General features: G+C 33.6%; 23 protein-coding genes and 1 pseudogene. 6 read left to right on the forward strand and 18 right to left on the reverse strand.

The annotated features are described in order from the left end of the window. Positions 1–5: 5 nt before the first annotated feature. The 7 genes from ABDW27_RS13105 to ABDW27_RS13135 form a co-directional block, all read right to left on the reverse strand. Entirely contained in the window at positions 6–1,514 is a 1,509-nt protein-coding gene (locus tag ABDW27_RS13105) for a RagB/SusD family nutrient uptake outer membrane protein (protein ID WP_343696317.1), read from the reverse strand. A 9-nt stretch (positions 1,515–1,523) separates the two neighbouring features. After that, positions 1,524–4,727, reverse strand: coding sequence for a TonB-dependent receptor (locus tag ABDW27_RS13110; protein WP_343696318.1), 3,204 nt, complete (start codon positions 4,725–4,727; stop codon positions 1,524–1,526). A gap of 191 nt (positions 4,728–4,918) precedes the next feature. After that, the gene (locus ABDW27_RS13115) at positions 4,919–6,097 is read right to left on the reverse strand and encodes a FecR domain-containing protein (protein ID WP_343696319.1); all 1,179 of its coding nucleotides are present in this window, start codon (positions 6,095–6,097) and stop codon (positions 4,919–4,921) included. Positions 6,098–6,414: 317 nt separating this feature from the next. Continuing rightward, positions 6,415–6,978, reverse strand: coding sequence for an RNA polymerase sigma-70 factor (locus tag ABDW27_RS13120; RefSeq protein ID WP_073413377.1), 564 nt, complete (start codon positions 6,976–6,978; stop codon positions 6,415–6,417). A 390-nt stretch (positions 6,979–7,368) separates the two neighbouring features. Beyond that, complete coding sequence (locus ABDW27_RS13125) at positions 7,369–8,025, reverse strand: hypothetical protein (RefSeq protein WP_012023298.1); 657 nt, start codon at positions 8,023–8,025, stop codon at positions 7,369–7,371. Between the two features lie 119 nt (positions 8,026–8,144). Further along, the gene (locus ABDW27_RS13130; protein ID WP_343696320.1) at positions 8,145–8,516 is read right to left on the reverse strand and encodes a YraN family protein; all 372 of its coding nucleotides are present in this window, start codon (positions 8,514–8,516) and stop codon (positions 8,145–8,147) included. A gap of 142 nt (positions 8,517–8,658) precedes the next feature. After that, complete coding sequence (locus tag ABDW27_RS13135; RefSeq protein ID WP_343694034.1) at positions 8,659–9,558, reverse strand: LD-carboxypeptidase; 900 nt, start codon at positions 9,556–9,558, stop codon at positions 8,659–8,661. Positions 9,559–9,770: 212 nt separating this feature from the next. Here ABDW27_RS13135 and ABDW27_RS13140 point away from each other — a divergent pair, with 212 nt between their 5' ends. From ABDW27_RS13140 to ABDW27_RS13160, 5 genes are all read left to right on the forward strand, one after another. Then, on the forward strand, positions 9,771–10,007 hold the full coding sequence (locus tag ABDW27_RS13140) for a hypothetical protein (RefSeq protein ID WP_343696321.1): 237 nt from the start codon (positions 9,771–9,773) through the stop codon (positions 10,005–10,007). A gap of 152 nt (positions 10,008–10,159) precedes the next feature. Then, entirely contained in the window at positions 10,160–10,450 is a 291-nt protein-coding gene (locus tag ABDW27_RS13145) for a hypothetical protein (protein WP_343698134.1), read from the forward strand. After that, positions 10,447–10,656 (forward strand): hypothetical protein, encoded by a 210-nt coding sequence (locus ABDW27_RS13150; protein WP_343696322.1) that lies wholly within the window; start codon positions 10,447–10,449, stop codon positions 10,654–10,656. The genes ABDW27_RS13145 and ABDW27_RS13150 overlap by 4 nt, the downstream gene beginning before the upstream one ends. A gap of 335 nt (positions 10,657–10,991) precedes the next feature. Further along, positions 10,992–11,531, forward strand: coding sequence for a 3-hydroxyanthranilate 3,4-dioxygenase (locus ABDW27_RS13155; protein ID WP_343696323.1), 540 nt, complete (start codon positions 10,992–10,994; stop codon positions 11,529–11,531). 142 nt (positions 11,532–11,673) lie between these two features. Then, positions 11,674–11,922, forward strand: coding sequence for a hypothetical protein (locus tag ABDW27_RS13160; protein ID WP_343696324.1), 249 nt, complete (start codon positions 11,674–11,676; stop codon positions 11,920–11,922). Between the two features lie 417 nt (positions 11,923–12,339). Here ABDW27_RS13160 and ABDW27_RS13165 read toward each other — a convergent pair whose 3' ends face one another. Beyond that, complete coding sequence (locus ABDW27_RS13165) at positions 12,340–12,600, reverse strand: hypothetical protein (protein WP_343698135.1); 261 nt, start codon at positions 12,598–12,600, stop codon at positions 12,340–12,342. Positions 12,601–12,619: 19 nt separating this feature from the next. Further along, positions 12,620–13,297 carry a 3',5'-cyclic-nucleotide phosphodiesterase gene (locus ABDW27_RS13170; RefSeq protein WP_343696325.1) on the reverse strand — a complete coding sequence of 226 codons (678 nt, stop codon included), beginning with the start codon at positions 13,295–13,297 and terminating at the stop codon, positions 12,620–12,622. Between the two features lie 180 nt (positions 13,298–13,477). Between ABDW27_RS13170 and ABDW27_RS13175 the strand changes: the two genes are divergently transcribed. Continuing rightward, on the forward strand, positions 13,478–15,031 hold the full coding sequence (locus tag ABDW27_RS13175; RefSeq protein WP_343696326.1) for an aldehyde dehydrogenase family protein: 1,554 nt from the start codon (positions 13,478–13,480) through the stop codon (positions 15,029–15,031). 61 nt (positions 15,032–15,092) lie between these two features. Here ABDW27_RS13175 and ABDW27_RS13180 read toward each other — a convergent pair whose 3' ends face one another. The 9 genes and pseudogenes from ABDW27_RS13180 to ABDW27_RS13220 form a co-directional block, all read right to left on the reverse strand. After that, a complete protein-coding gene (locus ABDW27_RS13180) occupies positions 15,093–15,800 on the reverse strand; it encodes a T9SS type A sorting domain-containing protein (protein ID WP_343696327.1) in 708 nt (235 codons plus the stop codon). A gap of 207 nt (positions 15,801–16,007) precedes the next feature. Then, positions 16,008–16,451 carry a hypothetical protein gene (locus ABDW27_RS13185; RefSeq protein WP_343696328.1) on the reverse strand — a complete coding sequence of 148 codons (444 nt, stop codon included), beginning with the start codon at positions 16,449–16,451 and terminating at the stop codon, positions 16,008–16,010. A gap of 75 nt (positions 16,452–16,526) precedes the next feature. Then, the gene (locus ABDW27_RS13190; RefSeq protein ID WP_343696329.1) at positions 16,527–16,919 is read right to left on the reverse strand and encodes a hypothetical protein; all 393 of its coding nucleotides are present in this window, start codon (positions 16,917–16,919) and stop codon (positions 16,527–16,529) included. After that, on the reverse strand, positions 16,861–17,241 hold the full coding sequence (locus ABDW27_RS13195; RefSeq protein ID WP_343696330.1) for a hypothetical protein: 381 nt from the start codon (positions 17,239–17,241) through the stop codon (positions 16,861–16,863). The genes ABDW27_RS13190 and ABDW27_RS13195 overlap by 59 nt, the downstream gene beginning before the upstream one ends. A 26-nt stretch (positions 17,242–17,267) precedes the next feature. Continuing rightward, on the reverse strand, positions 17,268–17,393 hold the full coding sequence (locus tag ABDW27_RS13200; protein ID WP_343696331.1) for a hypothetical protein: 126 nt from the start codon (positions 17,391–17,393) through the stop codon (positions 17,268–17,270). A 270-nt stretch (positions 17,394–17,663) separates the two neighbouring features. Continuing rightward, positions 17,664–17,864, reverse strand: coding sequence for a hypothetical protein (locus ABDW27_RS13205; RefSeq protein ID WP_343696332.1), 201 nt, complete (start codon positions 17,862–17,864; stop codon positions 17,664–17,666). A 579-nt stretch (positions 17,865–18,443) separates the two neighbouring features. Continuing rightward, positions 18,444–19,219, reverse strand: a pseudogene (locus ABDW27_RS13210) (Bax inhibitor-1/YccA family protein). 159 nt (positions 19,220–19,378) lie between these two features. Then, complete coding sequence (locus ABDW27_RS13215; RefSeq protein WP_343696333.1) at positions 19,379–20,770, reverse strand: NADH-quinone oxidoreductase subunit N; 1,392 nt, start codon at positions 20,768–20,770, stop codon at positions 19,379–19,381. Positions 20,771–20,905: 135 nt separating this feature from the next. Beyond that, a complete protein-coding gene (locus tag ABDW27_RS13220; protein WP_343696334.1) occupies positions 20,906–22,345 on the reverse strand; it encodes an NADH-quinone oxidoreductase subunit M in 1,440 nt (479 codons plus the stop codon). Positions 22,346–22,351 lie beyond the last annotated feature (6 nt).

Genomic DNA, 22,351 nt, shown 5'->3' on the forward strand with positions numbered 1-22,351 from the left:
TGTTTTTAGTAACCCGGGTTTTGTTTTAATCCTAGATTAGCATTTAATGCTGAGGTTGGAATTGGGAACAATTTTCTGTAAGCAGGCGACGCAGGTCTGAATTCGTTTGCTAGTAAAAATTTATCAAAACGAATCATATCTTGTCTTCTGTGTCCTTCCCAGTTCAATTCGAATCCTCTTTCATTGTAAATATCATCAAGAGTAGGGTTGTGGTCTAATGCTTCTAGTCCTGCACGTTGTCTGATTTGATCAATAAAAGGTTTTGCAGCGCCCGGATTTCCTAAACGTGCATTACATTCTGCCATCATTAAAATTACATCAGCATATCTGAAAATTGGAAAATCGTTAGAAGCTCCTCCACCTGTTCTTGGCGCTGCAGGATAAAACTTCACGTTACGAACTCCAGCTTGTGGATCTGCTCCCGGATTGTCAAGAGAAGCTACATCAAGTGTATAATTGAATCCGCCTGGCTGTTCTCCAAACAAAAACTGTTTTCTGCGAATGTCATTGGCATCATATTTTAAGAAAAATTCTTTAGGAACAATTGTACCGTTCCATCCGCTGTATCCAAATAAAGCCTGTGCGTGTGCTCCGTATAAACTACGAACTGCATAAACGTTACGAGAAACAACGTCAAGTGTTGCGTAAATTGAAAGTATAGTTTCATCTTCCGGAAGTACATCTCCAAATAATTCATAATATTTACTTCCAAGAGGATTTGCCGCATCGGCTGCGCCAGAATGAAGCGTAAATCCGCCCTCGGCAACTTTGTTACAAGCAGCTAAAGCTTCATTCCATTTTGGAGTTCCTGTGTAAACTCCAGCGTTTAAATATACTTTTGCCAGTAAAGTATAGCCAGCCCATTTGTTGAATCTTCCATAGTAATTTCCGCCTCTTGTTCCAGAAAGCTGATCTACATTTTCAGTTAGTTCTTTTACGATAAAATCATAAACTTCTTTACGGCTTGACTGCGGAATTTTATCCACTGTAATATTATTGTCTGTAAAAAATGGAACATCTCCATAATCATCAATCAATAAATAATAAAAGAAAGCTCTTAATACTTTTGCTTCGGCAATTTTTGAAGTTTCAGCATTTGATTTTTCTAATAAACTAACGGCTAAATTGGCATTGAAAACCGCTTTGTATAACCAGTTCCATGTATTGTTGATAATGAAATCTGTAGGCAGCCATTCGTGTTTGTGCAAACGGGCAAAATCCTGCTGCCAGTCGCCTGTATTTCTATGTGGAATAACCTGCTCGTCTGATGACATACAGTTCATGTCGTACCAGCCATTATCTGCTCCCGCGTAACCAACACCTGATGCATTTTCTCTTACGAATTCACCCGGAATTTGTGCATATACGTTTGCAAGAGCAATATCAGCACCTTCAGGAGTTCCGTAAAATTCATCTGCAGGATATTTATCGTATACATTTTCGCTTACATCCGTACAGCTGAAAAGGGCAAGAAAACAAACGCTTCCTGCTATTACTATATTTTTAATTTTCATCTTTTTTTACTATTTAAATTTTACAGTCAAACCAAACGCCACACTTCTGGTACGAGGATAAATTCCTTTATCGCCTCCAAAACTGTCTCCACTTCCGCTTACATTTAATTCAGGATCAATTCCTGTATAATCTGTAATCAGGAATAAGTTGTTTCCTGTAAGTGAAAGTCTGATGGTATCAATATATTTATCTGTAAAACGGAAACTGTATCCGGCTGTAAGGTTTTCTAAACGAATGAATGAACCATCTTCTAACCATAAATCAGAACCGTAAGGAGAAGTATAAATTCCCTGATCTACTGCACTTGCCAAAATATTCGATTTACCAATATTTTCCATTCTGCTTAAGTTTGAACGTAAACTATTGTAAACTTTATTTCCGCCAGAACCTCTTATCAACATCGAAGCATCGAAGTTTTTATATCTGTAAGATGGGTTAAATGCGAAAGTATAAGTTGGTAAAGCTGAGCCTGCGTAATAACGATCCGGACTTCTTGTTCCCTGATCAATTATTCCGTTTCCGTCACGATCTAAAACCGTTTCAACATTGTTTTGATTTTTTCCTGTATGCTCTAGTATGTAAAAAGCTCCAATTGGTTTTCCTTTCACTAAATAAGAGTTTTCAGCTCCCCAGCCTACATAATCGGTATTTAAAGGAACTCCGTTTATGCTTCCGCTTAAATTAAGCACTTCGTTTTTCATGAAAGAAGCGTTTGCTGCCAAAGTAAGTGTACTGTTTTGTGTTTTAATTACGTCATAAGCCAAAGCAATCTCAATACCTTTGTTTGAAATACTTCCCACGTTTGCCATAATACGATCGTGTGGAAACGGAGGCTGAGGTACTACATAATTAAATAAAAGATTTTCAGTTTTAGAAGTATAAACATCAACAGTTCCTCTTAATCTATTGTCTAGAAGGGCAAAATCAAGACCTAAGTTGGTTTGTTTTTTAGTTTCCCATTTCAAATCGGCATTGGCATTTTGGCTAACACTGTAATTTGGGATCTGCTGACCGCCAAAATAAGTGGTTCCTGAACTTCCAACCAAAGCGATTGACTGCTGTGGATTTAATCCTTGCTGATTTCCGGTAACTCCATAACCTGCACGAACTTTTAATTCATCAAACAAAGTTTGGTTTTGCATAAAAGGTTCTTTGTTAATCTGCCACGCAACTGATGCTGAAGGGAAATTTCCCCATTTATTATTAGCACCAAAAACTGTAGAACCATCACGACGAATACTTGCAGTAAGCAAATAACGATCTAATAAAGAGTAATTTGCTCTTGCCAAAAATGAAACTAAACTTCTGTCGTTTTTGTATGAAGTAATATCGCCCGGTCTAACATTTGACATATCTCCTAACTGAAGCGCATTGTAAGTTGTTTTATCGTTCATAAAACCTCTTGCTTGTGCATAATTTCCTTGGTAAGTTTGGTTTTGCCATTCGTATAAACCTAATACATTGATATTGTGAATACCGAATGTTCTTTTATAATTAAGGCTAAAGTTGGTTAACTTTTCATTTTGTCTTTGGTTATTGATATTAGCAAAACCTTTTTGGTCAATAGCAAAAGCAACTGTAGATTCTATTGGTTGAAAATAACCATATGTCACATTTGTTTTTCTCCAGCTTCCGAACCAGCTTGCACTTAAACCTTTTGCTAAATCCAAATCAGCTTTTAAACTTCCGAATAAATTATCATTTTGAGATTCATTTGTGGTTGTTTGTGCAGCTGCATAAGGATTTAAATATTGGAATACATTTGGATCTGTAAAATAAGTTCCGTCCGTATTATAAACTGGATCTGTTGGTCTAAGCAAATACGCATTTGTAATTAAATTTGATGTATAAGCTGCTGTTCCAATACTTTGAATACTGCTTGTTGTATTGTTAACACCCGTATTTAAATTAAAAGTCAATTTTAATTTATCATCAAATGCCATTTGAGTAGCCTGAATACGACCAATATATTTTTGGTTGCTTGAATTAATTACAACTCCATCTTGCAAAATAGCTGTTAAAGACGCTCTGTAATTGAATTTATCAGTTCCTCCTCCAAAAGATAAAGTATGTGTCTGCGTAATTCCGGTTTGAGTCAAAAGCCCATACCAATCTGTATTAGATCCATGATTTGCCGATGCCGGAACTCCAACACTCTGAGCCGCTGTCCACCATTCGTCAGCACTTAACATGTCTAATTTTTTTGGAATAAAATCTAAAGATGTTGAACCCGTATAATCCATCGTAGTTTTTCCGGCTTTATTCTTTTTTGTCGTAACAATAAGTACACCCGGCGCACCGCGAGAACCGTAAATGGCAGTTGCAGAAGCATCTTTTAAAAGGTCAATACTTTCAATTTCGCTTGGCGGAACCTGATTTAATAAATCCATGTTTCCCTGAATTCCATCTACAACAATTAACGGATCACTTCCTCCAATTAAAGAAGAAATTCCACGAATACGAACACTTGGACCTGAACCCGGTTCACTACCAATTTGAGTAATATTTACACCAGCTGCTTTACCAGAAATCAATTGTAATGGATTTACAATCGCTCCCTGATTCATGTCTTTTGCATTAATAGAAGATACTGCTCCCGTAACATCTTTTTTAATAGTTGTACCGTAACCAACCACTACAATTTCCTGTAAGTCAGTAGCATCCGGAAAAAGCTGAATGTTAATTACATTTTGATTTGCTGTAACTTTTTTCTCTTTATATCCCACAAAAGAAACTACAATTACAGATTGGCTGCTTTCAACAGTAATTTTATATTTTCCGTCAAAATCCGTTACCATTCCGTTTTTAGTTCCTTCTTCAATAACTGAAGCTCCAGGCAAAGGCATTCCGTTTTCATCGGTAATTACACCAGAAACAGTTTGTTTTTGAAATTCAATTACCTGCGTTTTAAGCTCCGGTTTTTTAAGGATAATCTGCGTATCTCTGATTTTAAATTCAGTTGGAGTTCCTTTAAAAATCCTGTCTAAAACCACATATATCGATTGATCTTTTACAGAAATAGAAACTGTGCGATCTAAGTCGATATCGTTCAGTTTATAAATAAATCTGAAATCTGTTTTTTGCTCAATGGTCTCAATAACCTTTTCGATTGTTGAATTGTTTAATTCAAGGGTAACTTTTGTCTTTTGGGCATAAGTATTCCCTCTGATATTAAACATGGCGACCAAAAGAAGTAGAGTTGTTAGTTTCAATTTTAGGTCATTTTGGAACACTCGGTATAAAAACCCAGTATTCTTTGATTTTTTTTTCATAATTTTGTTAATTGATTGTAGTTAATTCGTTATATTCAATCACTTAGTTAATCGGAAATTGTTCGCAGCTCTTTCCGATTTTTTTATTCCTGTAATTTTATTTCTTCATATTTTTTCATTGGTTTAAGTGGTTATTTAATTAGTATTTGATCGTTTTTTATGGTGTAATTAATACCGTGAATGTCGTTGAAATAACTCATCACTTTATCAATAGATTCGTCCTTGAAACTAGCATTGAATTTCTCGTTGGCCAGTTTTTCATTTTTATTTACAATCGTAACATTGTAGCGTCTTTCGAGTTTTGTAATAATGTTTTTAAAAGTCATATTTCTAAAAGTCAGTCCGCCGTCTATCCATGAAGTATAAATATCTGTGATAACCGCTTTTGTCGAAATTTTAGCATTTTCTTTATTGAAACTTCCTTTAAATCCCGGTTTCAGAATCGTATTTTTTAAAGCATCAAATTCTTCGTTTGACTGATACATTCCAACAGAACCTTCAACTAAAACAACATCTGTTGCAGCATCTTCAGGATAATTTGAAACGTTGAAATGTGTTCCTAAAACACGGACATTCAAGTCGTCAGCATTTACAATGAATGGATGTTTTTTATCTTTTGCAACATCAAAAAATGCTTCTCCATCAAGAAATACCTGTCTGTTTTCTCCGGCAATAAATTTTACAGGATATTTTAAAGTTGTTCCTGCGTTTAAGTGAACCATAGTTCCATCTGATAATTGAAGACGGAATTTTTTTCCGTATGGAATTTTAATCGTGTTGTAAACTAGTTTTTCAGGATCTAAGCTGCTTTCATAAGCAATTTTATCTCCGTTTTGATTTCCAACAACATTTCCTTTAGCATCTTTTATTTGTGCCGAATTATGCTCAGATAAAATCTGCGTTTCACCATTTTCTAATTGAAGTACGATGTCAGAACTTTTAAAATCGAATTTTTGTTCCACAACTTTGTTTGAAACATGTTGTTTGTAGAAAAAGCCAATTCCCAATAAAACAACTACAGAAGCGGCAATCGAAATATATTTTCTGAAATTTGATCTTCTTTCAGGCAGTTCAATTACAGTTTCTTCTTCTTTAGAAGCCGATAAAATATTCATGAAAATAATATCAGCAGTTTGTTTATCCATTTTTGGCATTTCCCCCAAAAGACTTTGAATGTCTTCTACCGTTGGGAAATCATCCGTAAGCTGATTTTTTTTATAATAAGCAACTACTTCGTTTACTTCTTCGGGTGTACATTGGTTTAAAACAAACTTTTGTAAAAGACTTTTTATTTCAGAATTTGAATTCATTACGAATTGTTTTTAGGTCGGGTTCTGAATATAATACAGCCGAAAACGTTTTCAGTACTACTCAAACGTTATAAATTTTTAAATTTTAACATTTGGCAAGATTGATTTTAATCTAAGTGGTTGATTATCAATTGTTGTTTTGCGCGCAGATTTTACAGATTTAAGCAGATTTGCGCAGAAATTTTTTTATTTCTTTCGTATTTCAAATGAGGTAAATAAAAAATCTGCTTAAATCTGTAAAATCTGCGTGAAAAAATTAACCATAAAAAAAATCACTTCGAAAAGAAGTGATTTAATTGGTTAAAAATTGGTTTTGGTTAGATAATCTCGTCGTGAACCTGAAAAAAGACCCGCATTGATTCTAATGCTTTGCTCATTTGATTCCTGACAGTATTTATAGAAATGCCGAGTTCCTGACTAATTTCTTCGTAACTCATGCCTTTCTTTCGTGACATTTTAAAAATTTGTTTCCGTTTTGGCGGTAACTGTTTCATTGCCTGTTTTTGCAGTTTTTTGCAGTCTTCCTCGCGAATGGAATAATCTCCGTATTCATGCGATTTTTGACTTTCATAAAAAACGGCTTCTTTCAAAACCAAATCATTGGCGGCTTTATTCAAAGTATTAAAAGCCTGATTTCTGGCAATGGTAAAAATATAGGCTTTAAAAGATTGTTCTGTGTTGAGGTTTTCGCGATGCTGCCAGACTTTCATAAAAACATCCTGAACATTTTCTTCGGCAGCTTCTTTCGATTTTAATAAACTAATACTGTAGCCGTAAATATCCTGATAATACAAATCAAAAAGGGAACGAAATGCTTTTTCGCTGCCATTTTTTAATTCGCTTACCAATAATTTGTCGCTATAGTCTTTGGCTTCCAACATTAAATTAATTAGTTTGTATTTAAATCTAATTATATTACGATACTATCAAAAATCGATACTCTAATGCGTTGAGTGGTTAGCAAATATATAAAAATATTATTCGCAGCAAATAATGCTAAAATAAACTTAATTCGCTTTTTTGTGATTTATTTTGAGTACAATCTCAATAAACACGGCAGTAAAACCCGTTTTATCAAGTTGATAACTTTTTGGCTAATTTTTTAAAAATTAACTATAATGAGGTTTGTTTTTTGAGAATATTCTTATTTTGAAATTAATTGTCTAAAGAATCAAAAACAAAATTTGTAAAAAAAATCCTTTTATCTGTTGAGATAAAAGGATTTAGTTTTTTGAATCTGCGTACAGGAAGATTCGGGGTATTACAAATTATTAGTTTTTCAAATCTTTGATAACTTTAAAAGCAACGTCAACCTGATCTTCACCAACTAAAATGGTAAATTCATTTGAAGTTGAAATAACCTCATTGATAATGATTCCTTCCCAAGCTAAACGCTGGAAAATGAAATAGTAAATACCAGGAACTACAATGTTTTCTTTTGGTAATTTAACCGTGATCGAAGCCAGATTATCTAATTTTTGAATTAGTTTTTCTCTCATAAAGTGTTTTTCAACTAAATGATTAACACTGCTGCTTACTACAATATTAGTTTCGTTTACACCACGAGATGAAGTGTAAAAAATATCAGATAAAGCATTGATATCAGAAATCAAATCAGCTTGTTTGTTTAAAACAGTTTCTGAAGCTGCGAAAGTGTAATCTGTAAGCTCAGATCTTACTGTAATTTCGCCAATATTCTTGATTACTTTATTGATTTTGTGGTTTAATTTAAAATCTAATTCTTCGGTTAATCGTTTCAACGACATTACAACGGCGCCTTGTTTTACTTCTTTACCAAACTCATTTTCAAGCTCGGTCATAATGTTCCGAGAAAGAGAAGTCAGGTTGATAATCCCGAGAGATAAAGCATTTAAAAGAAAGGGTTTTGTTTTGATGTAATTTTCGACGATGGAAGAAACGGTTTTCATAATTTTTTTTCTTTTTTTTTGTAACGTAATTGGGTTGGTTTAGTTAATTTGATGTTATAAATCTTTGCAAAGATAAATAAAAAAACAATTTGTTACAATTATAACAAGAAAAAATTATGTTAAAAATGATAAAATGCGTCTGTAAGATGTTCAATTGCAAATGATTCCCCGTTTTTATGGATCGCAACGATGTCAAAACGAATATTTAAATCGTCACAAAAATCCTTTTCCCTATAGTTTATGTAGGCATTTACTGCTTTTATTAGGAGTTGAATTTTTTTTGGCTTCACAAAATCCTGCGGAGAACCAAAATCTAAACTCGATCTTGTCTTCACTTCTACGATTGCCAAAACTTCATCTTTTTGTGCAATAATATCTATTTCGGCTTTTTGAAAAACCCAGTTTCTTTCTAAAATTTCATACCCATTTTCTTCGAGATGATTTACTGCAAGTTCTTCTCCTTTTTTGCCAAGTTCGTTATGTTCTGCCATGTTTAGTTTTTCAGTCTCAGTGACGGTTTTCAGTTTCTTAAAATAAAAAACGCAAAGGCACAAAGAATTAAACTTTGCGGCTTTGCGTCTCTGCGAGATTTTATGTGTGGTATTTAAGAGACTTTCTTAAATTGAATTGTTGTTATTTCTGAAAAGTAACCGTACTTCCAGCTGCATTTACATCAATAGAAATAGTACTTCCCATAACTAAAGCGCGATTATCCTGAATATGCCCGGCTGGGAAATTAAAGATTACCGGAATATTGTATTTTTTGGTAACATCGTCAATAATTTCAAGAGCATTTTTCCCCCACGGAACTTCGTTGTCTTTCATTTTCGTCATTCCGCCAATAATGATTCCTTTTAAATTTTCGATGCAGCCATTGCGTCGTAAATTCATCATCATACGATCAATATGATAAAGATATTCATCTAAATCTTCGATAAATAAAATCTTATCCTTGCAGTCAATTGCCGATGGAGAACCTAATAAACTATATAAAATAGAAAGATTTCCTCCAACTAATTCACCAGTTGCTTTACCAAAACGATTCATGCTGCTTGGTTCAATAGAATAGGAAAGAGGTTCGCCAAACAAACTTGATTTCATAGAACTAATCGCTGCCGCAGTTGCACGTGGAATTGTAACCGGCATAGCCCCATGAATCGATTTATAACCCATTGTATTTAAATGATTGTGTAAAACCGTTACGTCGCTAAAACCGATAATCCATTTTGGGTGTTGTTTGAATTTTGTAAAATCCAACAGATCCAGCATTCTCACAGTTCCGTAACCGCCGCGAACGCACCAAATCGCTTTTATATTTGGGTTATCTAATTGTTTTTGAAAATCGGCAGCACGCTGTTCGTCAGTTCCGGCCAATTGATGATAATCAAGTCCAATTGTACTGCCAATAACAGCTTCTAAACCCCAGCTTTTAAGCAAATCTATTGTAGGTTTTAAGTTGTCGTCGATATTTTTTCTGGCCGTTGCCAAAAGAGCTACAGTATCTCCTTTTTGTAAATAAGGTGGTGTTATCATGTTTTGTTGGGATTGACAGTTGAATGATTGTAAAGCAAAAATAAGAAATGCCAGTTTAGCACGATTAAAATATTTTGTGATAGTAAGGAAGCTTTTCATAATATCTTTTGCTTATTTGAATGTTGAGATTAACAAATATAAATTATTTACTCAAGTAAATTATTGAAAATTCTTACAATTTATTTAAATTGAGCCCTTAAATTTTTAAAGTTATGCAAATTATTAAATTTCACTTTTGTTTACTCGCCTTTTTTATAATTTCTGTCTCAACTGCACAATCAAAAAAATATATAATCCATACCGCAGCATTTTACAATTTCGAGAATCTTTTTGATATCAATAATGATCCAAATAAAAATGATGACGAATGGACTCCAACAGGCGCTCAGCATTGGACAAAAGAAAAATACGAACAAAAACTAAAAAATCTTTGCCAGAGTAATTGCTGAAATTGGAACTCCTGAAAATTCAAATGCTCCAGTATTATTAGGCTGTTCCGAGATTGAAAACAGAGGCGTTCTCGAAGATTTAATAAAACAAGACAAAGATTTCCGGATACGATTACGGAATCATTCATTTTGATTCGCCGGATCAACGTGGAATTGATGTTGCGCTTTTGTATCAAAAGAAATATTTCAGACCTACTTCTTACTCAAATATTCCGTTGTTGATTTACAAAAACAAAGCAATTCTTGAGGAAAATAACAATGAAGATTTAGGCGATGTTGAAATCAAAATTGATACTAAAAACCGAGTTTTTACGAGAGATCAGCTTTTGGTTTCGGGATTTTTAGAAGATGAAGAAATACATGTTATTGTCAATCACTGGCCATCGAGATCTGGCGGAGAAAAAGCCAGTAAGTCCTATTTCGGGAAGCAGCAGGAAGATTGAACAGAAAAATTATAGATTCTTTACAGCAAATAAATCCAAATGCGAAAGTACTAACCATGGGAGATTTAAATGACGGACCTTTTAATAAAAGCTATAAAAATTGCATTGGGAACAAAAGGCAAAAAAAGCGGACGTTCCTGAATTTGGCGTTTATAATCCTTTTGAAGAAATGGCTGAATAAAGGAATGGGAACTTTAGCCTTATAGAGATTCCTGGGATATTTTTGATCAAATCATAATCACGACAACTTCTTTTATTGAACCTGATTTTTCCAGTTATAAATTTTGGAAAGCGGGCATTTTCAAGAGACCTTATCTTAATTCAGACTTCTGGAAGCATATAAAGGTTATCCGTTGCGGAATACTTTGGCAGAAGCTGGTTTTAGTGATCATTTTCCGGTTTATATTTATTTGATAAAAGAATTTAAATTGGTAGAGACGCACCGCAGTATGTCTCGCTTGTATAATCAAAACCTATAAGACGCACTGCGGTGCATCTCTACAAATTCATTATCTTAGCTACTCACAAATTTTGAATAAAAATGGCTATAGCAAAACCTTTCAACTTAACTAAATGGATTGACGAAAACCGTCATTTACTAAAACCGCCAGTTGGAAATAAAAATCTTTACGTAGATTCTGGGGATTATATTGTAATGATTGTGGCGGGACCAAATGCAAGAAAAGATTATCATTATAACGAAACAGAAGAACTTTTTTATCAGCTAGAAGGAAGTATTAAGGTTGTCATTCAGGAAGATGGACAGCGTAAAGAAATGGAATTAAATGCAGGCGATATGTATCTGCATCCTGCAAAAGTGCCACATTCTCCTGTTCGTTCAGAAGGTTCGATCGGACTTGTTATAGAAAGAAAACGTGCCGGACAAGGTTTTACAGATGGTTTACTTTGGCATTGCGACAATTGTAATCATAAATTGTATGAAGTGTATTTTGAACTTCATAATATCGAAAAAGATTTCCTTCCTCATTTTGAACATTTCTACAATTCAGAAGAATTAAGAACGTGCGATAATTGTGGAACTGTTATGGAAACTGATCCTAGATTTATGGCTAAGAAATAATCTTTTCATTCAACTAAAATATTAAACCAGACAGGTTTTAAAGACCTGTCTGGTTTAATATTACTTTTTGTAAGAAATTATAATATTTACAATCGTTTTTGATATATATTTGTATCATAAATGAATTAAAAAATTCTCAATTATGATACAAGAGGTAATTGCATATAAAAATATAGTTGAAAATATTGAAGGTTTAATAGATAACTCTCCTTATAAAAAGAACTATATTATTGAAAAAATTGGGATACCCAGTCCAACATTTTATCGAAAATTAAAAACACAGTCTTTTACTCCTGACGAAGTTTTATCAATTGCAAAAATACTTTCTCCTGAAGAAAATTATATGTTGGAATTGAAGGCGGATATTGAGCAAGGTAAAGTTGAGATATAAAAAATGGAGACTTTATAACGCATGAAGAAATGTTGGATAAACTGAAGAGAAAGAAAATCTTAAAATATAAGATATATCTATTGGTTTTTGCCGATTATTATAAAAAGCTAATCAATTCGATATTAATCTTGTGTAGCTTCATAATATAATGTAATATTTCTCGAAATGACAATACTTCGACATTTCAATTTTGGATCTATATTTTCCAAAGCGAAGGATTATTTTGCAAGCAAACTTATTATGTAGTAAAACATCCTTGATGAATTTTTGAGCTAATGAGCGGTGACCAAAAATGATTTAAGATAATCTCTCAATAGTATAAAAGTTGTACTCTGCTTTTTTAGACCAAATAATTTTCATTGTAAATTTGAAATATCCACTAAATATATAAAAATAAACTTACATAAAGCTAAATTTTTACAACTCAAACTTTTTCCCCTGTTCAGGATAGATAATCTTCAATCCTAAATCATTTTGAGCTTTTAACTGCTCTTTAATTTTTGCAATATTCTTTGCAGGCGGTTTCAAATGTGTGATGATAATTTTAAAGTTTTCAAGAGAACCTTTTCCTGCTAAATCCTCTAGAACATGAAGTTCTTTCATTAAATAATTCGGAGTCAAATGGCCAAATAAAAATTTGTCAGGCTGTTCGTTAGGAAACGAAACTTCAATAAAAATTCCTTTTAATTGTTTGGCCTTAACTAATGGAGCAACTGCTGTCCATAGAGTCTTTTAGTTTATCGCTTTTTTCTACTTCATCTGGTCCTGTATCTCCTAAATATAATGCATGATCATTTTCGTTTTTAATTAAGAAAGCAGTACTCTCAAACGGATTAACATGGCTAAGAGAAAAAGCTTTAACCGTCATTTTGGTATTAGTTAAAGGAGTTTCTTCTCCTAGATTCAAGGTTTGAAAATGATATTTTTTTAAAGGAAAGCCAGGACCTGCATCTCCAAAATTAGCCCAAGTCTGATCGTTGAAATAATGGTTTTCCATCATTTCCATACATTTATTGGTAGCATAAACCGTTTTAGAAGAATCAGCAGGAGAGTTTATAATGAAACCTGAAACATGATCTAAATGTGCATGCGAAATCAAATATCCTTTGATGTATTTTCGTAAAACTTCGCTTGTAGAAACTTTAAAAGTTTTCTTTTCAATAGCTTTTTCAATTCCGGCATTTACAGTTCCAGCATCAAGACAGATATAATCGGTTGTATTGGATGGAGCAATTAAATAGGCTGAAAGATTTTTTTCATCAATGCCGCCCATCACTCCTAATGGAACTACTGAAAAAGAAGTTTTTGCTTTTTGAGAAAATATATTGGTTGTTACTAAAAGAAAACAAAGGAGAAGCCTAATGTACGAGGTCATATTTTTAATTTTAAGTAACGCAAATTTCATTAAATAAATTCAATAATGAAGTTTTGTTTCTGTTAATACTATAAAATAAACTTAAATTTACTTTCATTTATGAATTAACTTCAATGGGAAATTAATTCGAAAACAATATCTTTACATAAAAATATAACAATTTTAACCAAAAAAGTTACAATGACAACAATAGCATCGCAATTTGGAATGAATGAAGCTCTTGAAAAATTGGGCATCAAGACAATAAATGAAGGAACATCAACAGGAATTAATAATTTTTCATCTGGAGAAATTCTAGAAAGTTATTCACCAGTTGACGGAAAATTAATTGCTTCGGTAAAAATGTCAACAGCAGAAGATTATGAAAAAGTAATCCAAACAGCAGCAGAAGCGTTTAAAACTTTTAGATTAATTCCTGCGCCGCAACGTGGTGAAATTGTACGTCAGTTTGGAGAAAAATTAAGACAAAATAAAGAAGCTCTTGGTAAACTGGTTTCTTATGAAATGGGAAAATCATTTCAGGAAGGTCTTGGAGAAGTTCAGGAAATGATTGATATCTGTGATTTTGCTGTTGGTTTATCGCGTCAGCTTCACGGATTAACAATGCATTCTGAAAGACCGGGACACAGAATGTATGAGCAATATCATCCGTTGGGAGTTGTCGGAATTATTTCGGCATTTAATTTCCCAGTTGCGGTTTGGTCTTGGAATACAGCTTTGGCATGGATTTCTGGTGATGTTTGCGTTTGGAAACCTTCTGAAAAAACACCTCTTTGCGGTATTGCTTGTCAGAATATCATAGCTCAGGTTATTAAAGAAAACAATCTTCCAGAGGGAATTTCGTGTTTAATAAACGGAGATTATAAAATAGGAGAATTATTGACTGCAGATACTCGTATTCCGCTTATTTCTGCAACAGGTTCAACTAGAATGGGGAAAATTGTTGCGCAGACTGTAGCAGGAAGATTAGGTAAATCATTATTGGAATTAGGAGGAAACAATGCTATTATTGTTACTCCAGATGCCGATATTAAAATGACGGTTATTGGTGCTGTTTTTGGAGCTGTTGGAACGGCTGGACAGCGTTGTACTTCAACTAGAAGATTGATTATTCACGAAAGTATTTATGATAAAGTAAAAGATGCATTGGTGGCAGCTTACAAACAGTTACGAATCGGAAATCCGCTTGACGAGAACAATCATGTTGGACCGCTAATTGATACTCATGCTGTAGAAATGTATGCCGCAGCATTAAATAAAGTTGTAGCCGAAGGTGGAAAAATTTTGGTTGAAGGCGGAGTGCTTTCTGGTCAAGGTTATGAAAGTGGCTGTTATGTAAAACCTGCGATTGCCGAAGCTGAAAATTCATTTGAAATTGTGCAGCATGAAACTTTTGCACCAGTTTTATATTTGATTAAATATTCTGGAGAAGTAGAGAATGCAATCGAAATTCAAAACGGTGTTGCTCAAGGATTATCTTCTGCAATTATGACGAATAATTTAAGAGAAGCCGAAAGATTTTTATCTGCAACAGGTTCTGACTGTGGAATTGCAAACGTAAATATCGGAACTTCTGGTGCTGAAATTGGAGGTGCTTTTGGTGGTGAAAAAGAAACTGGAGGCGGACGAGAGTCTGGTTCTGATGCTTGGAAAATTTATATGAGACGTCAAACCAATACAATCAATTATACTACAAATCTTCCGTTAGCACAGGGAATTAAATTTGATTTGTAATTCATATTATCAGAAATAAAAAAGGCTTCCAAATTTGGAAGCCTTTTTCGTTAAGTTAGTTTTACTTTTTAATAAGTGTTTGGTTAAATGATCCATCAACAGTAATAATTTTGGCTAAATAAGTACCAGGAATTAAACTGCTTGTATCAATACTCTCAGAGTTTCCAGAATTAATTACCAAGTTTCCAGAAATGTTGTATATAAGCACACTCTGAACTTTTTGTTCTGGATCTGATAAGAATAAAGTGCTTGAAACTGGATTTGGATATAAAACTATTTTTGATGATTCTGTACTTTCTTTTGCAGTAGTTTCAGCTCCAACAGCCATTCTTAAAGTACTTCCGCTATAAACAGTGCTAATGTAAAATAAGTTGGCAACAGAACCTTTTGTTATAGTGTGAGAACCTGCAGCAATTGAAGCAGTTACGATACCTGCTGATGCCGTATAAGAAACATTATCTACTTTAATGGTTCCCGTAAAACTTGAATCGAAAACCAAAGTTAAAGTAGACGCACTTGTTGTTGTATACGTTATAGATGTGCTTGATTCTATTTTTAAACGCTCTGTTAATGTTAATCCGTTGTAAGTTACAGATCCAGGAGTTGAATTCATGTTTCCTGTAATAGAGTAGAATGTACTTGTTTTGCCAGATGTTGTAAAATTATGAAGTTCAGTCCACCACTTGAAGTTCCTGTGTTTACTGTTATAGTTCCTGATGCCAGTTGCAGGAGTTCCTGCACTTCCTGAAGTTGTTACAGAATAAGACACGTTTGCAGTTGGAGTTCCCGTAATCGTGATAGTTTTTGCTGTCGTATTTTTTTACAAAAGACAACCCAGAAGAAGGTAATCCTGTTACAGATGCATCTGTAGCAGTTTCCGCCCCAGGTAAAAACAATTGAAGCTTATAGCTGTTCCACTTGTAACGGTCTGACTGTTGTTATCCTAGTTGATGTTAAAGTTTGATTTCCAGCTGCATTAACTGTTATCGTTCCAGATCCTGTAGCTGGTGTTCCAGTAGCTTCCTGTAGTAGCGATAGAATAAGTAACTGTTGCAGTTGGAGTTCCCGTAATTGTAATGGTTTTAGCTGTAGTATTTTTTACAAAAGTCAATCCAGAAGCTGGCAATCCAGTTACGGTTGCATCAGTTGCATCTCCACCCCATGTAAATACGATAGAAGAAATTGCAGTACCATTTGCAACAGTTTGATTATTGTTTGCAGAAGAAGTTAAAGTTAAAGTCTGCGTTCCAGCAGGCGGATTTCGTTCCATCCTTGAACAGTACACTAAAGTAGTTCTGTGTAGTTTGTCAGATGCCGTTTTTAATCCTGTAATTACAGCATCTGAAGTATCATCTACAGCATTGTTAAAAGCCCATTGAAAATCACCTCCAGAAACGCGTCCTGCATATTGCAGTAACATTTGTTCTGGCTGTTTCAGGCGTATCTGGCAGTATACGAATTTTTACATTATAACTTGAATCTAGTATCAAAGTTGTTATACGTATTTCGCACCTGTTTTTGATTGTACATACTGCTTACCGATTGTTTCGTCTTGGCTGGCAGCTACATAAGCATCAAAATCTGTTGTAGAGCTTATTTTTCCTGCGATATTATACAACGGATTAGGATCATTATAAGCTACAAAACGCATATTATTTGTTCCGTTAGAAGCATCAAAAGTATTGTTGAAAGCTTTAATGCTTCCTCCAGCTTCACCAGAGAATGTTCCCATTGTTCCGGCATTATTCACTTGATTGGCTTCATCCCAAATATCAGAACCTTGAAGAGAAGTAAGCATTGGATGTTTGCTGTTTCTGTAATAATTTCCTTCAACGAAATACTGATGAACCAAGAGTTGACCCAGCACCGTATTTAGAGTTTCCATCATAATAGTTGTTGTAAATATGTGCTGAATAGTAACGTACACGTGGATGACGAGAATCTGAGTGATCAAACCAGTTGTGATGATAAGTAATGTACAATCCTGAAGTTGTTCCTTCGCTTAAGCCTAAAAGACTTGCTTTTCCATTATCCCAAAAGTGGTTATATGAAAAAGTAATGTAAGTAGAATTTTTGCAATCTAAAGCTCCGTCGCCTTTTATCTGGTCGGCATCGCTTCCTGCATCTCCATAGAAAAGATCACAGTTGTGAACCCATACATAATCATTATCTTGCTGTAAACCAATATTGTCTCCTTCAGCTGCTGTCACAATTCATTGCGCCAATATTTCGTATCTCAATGTTTGAAGCCGTTTTTTACTCGTATTCCCCAGCCATCAGCAACAGCATCATTTCCAATTCCTTCTAATGTCAGATAAGCTGAAGCATTTTTAGCGTTTTCAATAACAATATCGCCGCTCATCATATATGATCAAATCGGTAATCTGGCCCACTATACGAATGATAAAAGGTCTTAAATCTTTTCCTTTTTTGTAGCCGTCAAGAATATGTCTGTAAACCAACACACGGATTTGTTGTAGCTCCGGTTACATTTAGAGAAACCGTATTTTTAGTTTGTTCAGTAACGTAGATAATTACGGCGTTGTCTTTAGGAGTTCCGTCAGCTTTGTATCCTCCAGGAACACGTCCGAATTAGAAAAAGCAAATCCAGATCGATCGTGAGCTTTTACTGTTAAAGTGCTGGTAGTTGTGCTCCAGTTCCTTCTACGCCAGAAATTACAGGTTTAATTTTTACAGTGTAAGATCCAGCTTTTAATCCCGGAATGTCAGCACGAAAATAAGTTCCGTAACTTCTAATAAGCTGATTGTCAATTTTTCTGTCGACAATTCCTTCCCCTGTATAATACACATTATACGTTTGGGCATTACTCACAGGCTGCCATTTTACAAACACAGATTCAAGCCATCCGCTTGCTTCATTAATTTGACTGTGACCAGGTTTGAACAGCAATAAAAAACACAGCCAGAAAAAGTAGGTTTTTTTTCATAATTGTTTAAGTTAGACGTTAATAAAAGTTTTTGTGGTTTTTTGTATTTATCGTTTACACAAGGTAATTGTAATCGATTACACGAAATTATACAATAATTTTAATATTCTTATTTATATCGTCATAAAAAAACATATATGTAAAAAATATTGTAATTGTTTTGATTAAAAATGTAATAAATTGCATTAATTGTAATTTATTGCATGTTAAATACATTTGCGGAAAAGCTTTGTTTTATTGGTCTTCTAAAGGATTTAAAAATGATGTAATAATCAAATTTATCATTTTGTAACTTTTTCAGGTGTTTTTGTTAAAATTTATTTTTTATAAGAAAAAGATTCTTTCTTGTTTTTAGAAGATTATTGTAAGTTTTAATAGTGATAACCAAAAAATTAATTGATTGAAATAAAAAAGCCTTTCTGATTTTACTCAAAAAGGCTTTCAGTATTTAGTTAAGAAAGAAATTAATCTTTACTCGATAGTTTTGCTAATAATCTTAAGAATTCGATATACAACCAAACCAATGTAATCATTAATCCCATTGCTCCGTACCATTCCATAAACTTTGGCATTTTTTCTCTTGCACTCCCTGCTCAATTAGATCAAAATCAAGAAATAAATTTAAAGCGACTACAATAATAACAAATACACTAATTCCGATACTCATCATTCCATTTCCATAATGAACTGGAGTGAAGTTAAAAATTAATGAAGCAAGCCATGAAAATAAATAATAAGTTGCAATTGCCAGTGTTGCAGCAATAACGACAGATTTAAATTGTTCATTTACTTTAACAATTCTGAATTTATACAATCCAAGACATACTAAAAATGTCACTAAAGTTGCTCCAACTGCATTCATTACAATTCCAGGGAACCTAGCTTCAAATATTGCAGATATTCCTCCAATAAATAACCCTTCGAATAAGGCATATCCCGGCGCTAAATATGGAGAAGCTTGCGGTTTAAATGCAGAAATTAAAACAAGAATGAATCCAATTACAGCACCACCAATTGCAGGCAGCATAATATTCATCCCGTTAAATGCCATCCACCATGTTACCATAGCAGAGCCGCATAATATTAAAAATAAAATAGCTGTTTTATTTATAGTACCAGACAAAGTCATTTCCTGATTGTAATCAATAATCTTTGCTTCATGTACTTCTTCAGCTCTTGAAACAGCATTTGATGAAAAACGCTTGTTACTTAAAAAAGGATTTTTTGAATTAAAGGCCATAATTTATGCTTTTAGTGAACCCAAATATATGGAGTTTTTTCGAAGTCTATCGACTTATGCGAAAATTTTTAACATGAATTTTTCTTTTGAAAAAGTATATAAAATAAAAAATCCATCAAAAGAAACTCTTGATGGATTTTTTGTTTTTTTGATCTGATTTTATCTCAATAAATCTAAAACTAAAGATGGGAATAAACCTAAAGCAATATTTAAACCAATTGAAATTACAGCAACGGCATAAATAAGAAATGGTTTTCCTGTGCGCTCTTCATTTGGCTCTTTAGAATACATTGCTAAAATTAGTTTGAAATAGTATCCAACACTTATAATAGAGTTAATTACGGCTACGATTACGATTGCTACATAACCAGCGTGAAGCGCCTGATCAAACAAGAATAATTTTGCAAAAAATCCTGAGAAAATTGGAATACCGGCCATAGATAATAATGAACCCGTTAAGATTGCTGCCAAAAGCGGATTTGTTTTTCCTAAACCATGAAAGTTTGTAATGTCTTCATTATCCTGACTTTTGCAAACGTATAAAACGACACTGAACGCGGCGATTCCGGCCAATGCGTAAGCAGCGGTATAATATAACAGAACTCCCGCAGAAGTTGCAATTGTTAAGAATGTCATTAACATAAAACCTGCATGCGAAATCCCTGAAAAAGCAAGCATACGTTTTACATTTACCTGACGTAAAGCCATAATGTTTCCAACGGTCATCGAAGCGATAGAAATAGTAAGGATAACGTTTACAAATGTATTTGAAAGGTCTTGGTTTTCTAAAGAAGGAATTAAGTTTAACCCATCTGCTAATTTATATAAAGTAGCAATGGCAACTACTTTTGCCAATGTACTCATTAAAGCAGTTGTTAAAGCTGGAGAACCTTCGTAAACATCCGGTGCCCAAAAGTGAAAAGGTACTGCAGCCACTTTAAACAACATTCCGATAGTCATTAAAATCATTCCGATAGGGAACCAGATTGGTAACTCAGCAGATAAAGAGCTTTCGTGAATTTCAGCAATATCAAAAGTTCCCATTGCACCGTAAATCAAACAAATTCCGAATAAGATAATCCCAGAAGCGAAAGATCCCATTAAGAAATATTTCATACCTGCTTCATTACTTTTTATATTCAAACGATCGCTCGCTGCAAGAACATACAATGCGATAGATAAAATTTCGATTCCAAGGAAAAACATAGCTAAGTTTCCGAAAGAAACCATTGCTACAGCTCCTGCTAAAAGGAATACTTTTATAGCAACATAATCTGAAATTTTAGTTTGGTGATTTTCGTAAAAATTATGACTTAATGCTACCAGGAAGATAGTTAGAATAATAAATAATGATGAAAATGCAGTCGAAAATTTGCTTACTGCAATCATATTATTGTAATAACTTGCCGTTGTTCCAAACTCATAAAAGTTAAGCGCCAAAACTCCCAATAAACCTAAAATGGTAAACGGAACGATGCCTTTTCTAAAATTTAGAATTTCAAACAATAGGCAGAAAATACCCAATCCTGTTATAGCTATTAATGTATTCATTTTTGTTTTTTTGATTTAGGAAATCTAAAACGCCCTAATTTATTTTATTTAAAATATATTTTTATTTTTTTATGTTTAACTTTTTAAGTCTCGGAAAATCTGAAATCAAAAATCGTTAATCATTATTCTAAAATCTTAGTTTTTATTGATAACGTTTAAAATCGTTTCTAAACTTGGAGTAATCAAATCTGTAATTGGTTTTGGATAGAATCCAAAGAATATCAAAACAACTATAATTGCTACCATCGAGATTCCTTCATTTACAGAAACATCTGCAAAAGTTTTAGAATTGGTATCACCAAGCATTACATTCTGGAACATTTTAAGCATATAGTAAGCTCCTAAAATAATAGTAGTTCCTCCTAAAATTGCAAACCAGATATTGATTTGAGAAAGACTGTATAATACTGTAAATTCTCCAACAAAGTTAAAAGTACTTGGAAGTGCTACTGAAGCCAAAACCAAAATTAAAAACATTGAAGTAAATTTTGGAGATTGTATACGGATTCCTCCTAATTCTGAAATTTCTCTTGTTGCAAATCTTCTAAAGATAATTTCTGCAGCGTAGAATAATCCAACTACTACAAAACCGTGAGCGATCATTTGTAATACAGCTCCACGTAAACCATCAAGAGTTAAAGTGTAAGATGCAGCAGCAATTAATCCAACGTGCGCAAGAGATGAATAAGCCAATAATTTCTTTAAATCTTTCTGACGTAAAGCAACGATTGATCCATAGATAACACCAGCAATTCCTAATACAATAAAAATATTCATGTATTCTTTTGCAGCAAGAGGTGCAATTGGTAATTGCCAACGGATAACACTGTATAATCCCATTTTAAGCATGATACCAGATAAAAGCATTGTTCCAACGGTTGGTGCTTTTTGGTACACATTTGCCTGCCAGGTGTGGAAAGGAATAATTGGAATTTTAATAGCGTAAGCTAAGAAGAAAGCTAAGAAAATCCATAATTGTTCACTTTCAGATAAATCTACTTTGTATAAATCCTCAATTAAGAAAGAACCTGCTTTTTGGTACAAATAAATGAAAGCAACTAACATGAACAATGAACCTGCAAGTGTATAAATAAAGAATTTAACCACTGCTTTTCTGCGTTCTTCAGCATCTCCGTTACCCCAAATAAGAGCAATAAAGTAAATAGGAATTAGAGCTAACTCCCAGAAAATATAATATAAAAGACCATCTGCAGCAAGGAAAGTTCCTGTCATCGCAAAAGCCATAAATAAAATCAGTGCATAAAAAGCTTTTGCGTTTTTATATTCGTTCCCAAAAGAAGAGAATATAATAATTGGAGTTAAAGCTGTTGTCAATAAAAGCATTGCAAGAGCCAATCCGTCAGCATTTAGCGCAAATGAAATTTTAGGTTGTGTAATCCACGCATTAACTAAGCTGATATTTTCACCAGCATTAAAATGGTTTAACAATACAACCGAACAGCCAAGAGCTGTTAAACTAAAGAACAAAGCTACTTTTGAAGCGAGTTTGTCACCGGCAAAATAGGTGATAAATGCACCAACTAAAAGAATAATTAATATAAGAGAAACGTTCATAGTTAT

It is taken from the genome of Flavobacterium sp. (genome assembly GCF_039595935.1).
Classification (GTDB): domain Bacteria; phylum Bacteroidota; class Bacteroidia; order Flavobacteriales; family Flavobacteriaceae; genus Flavobacterium.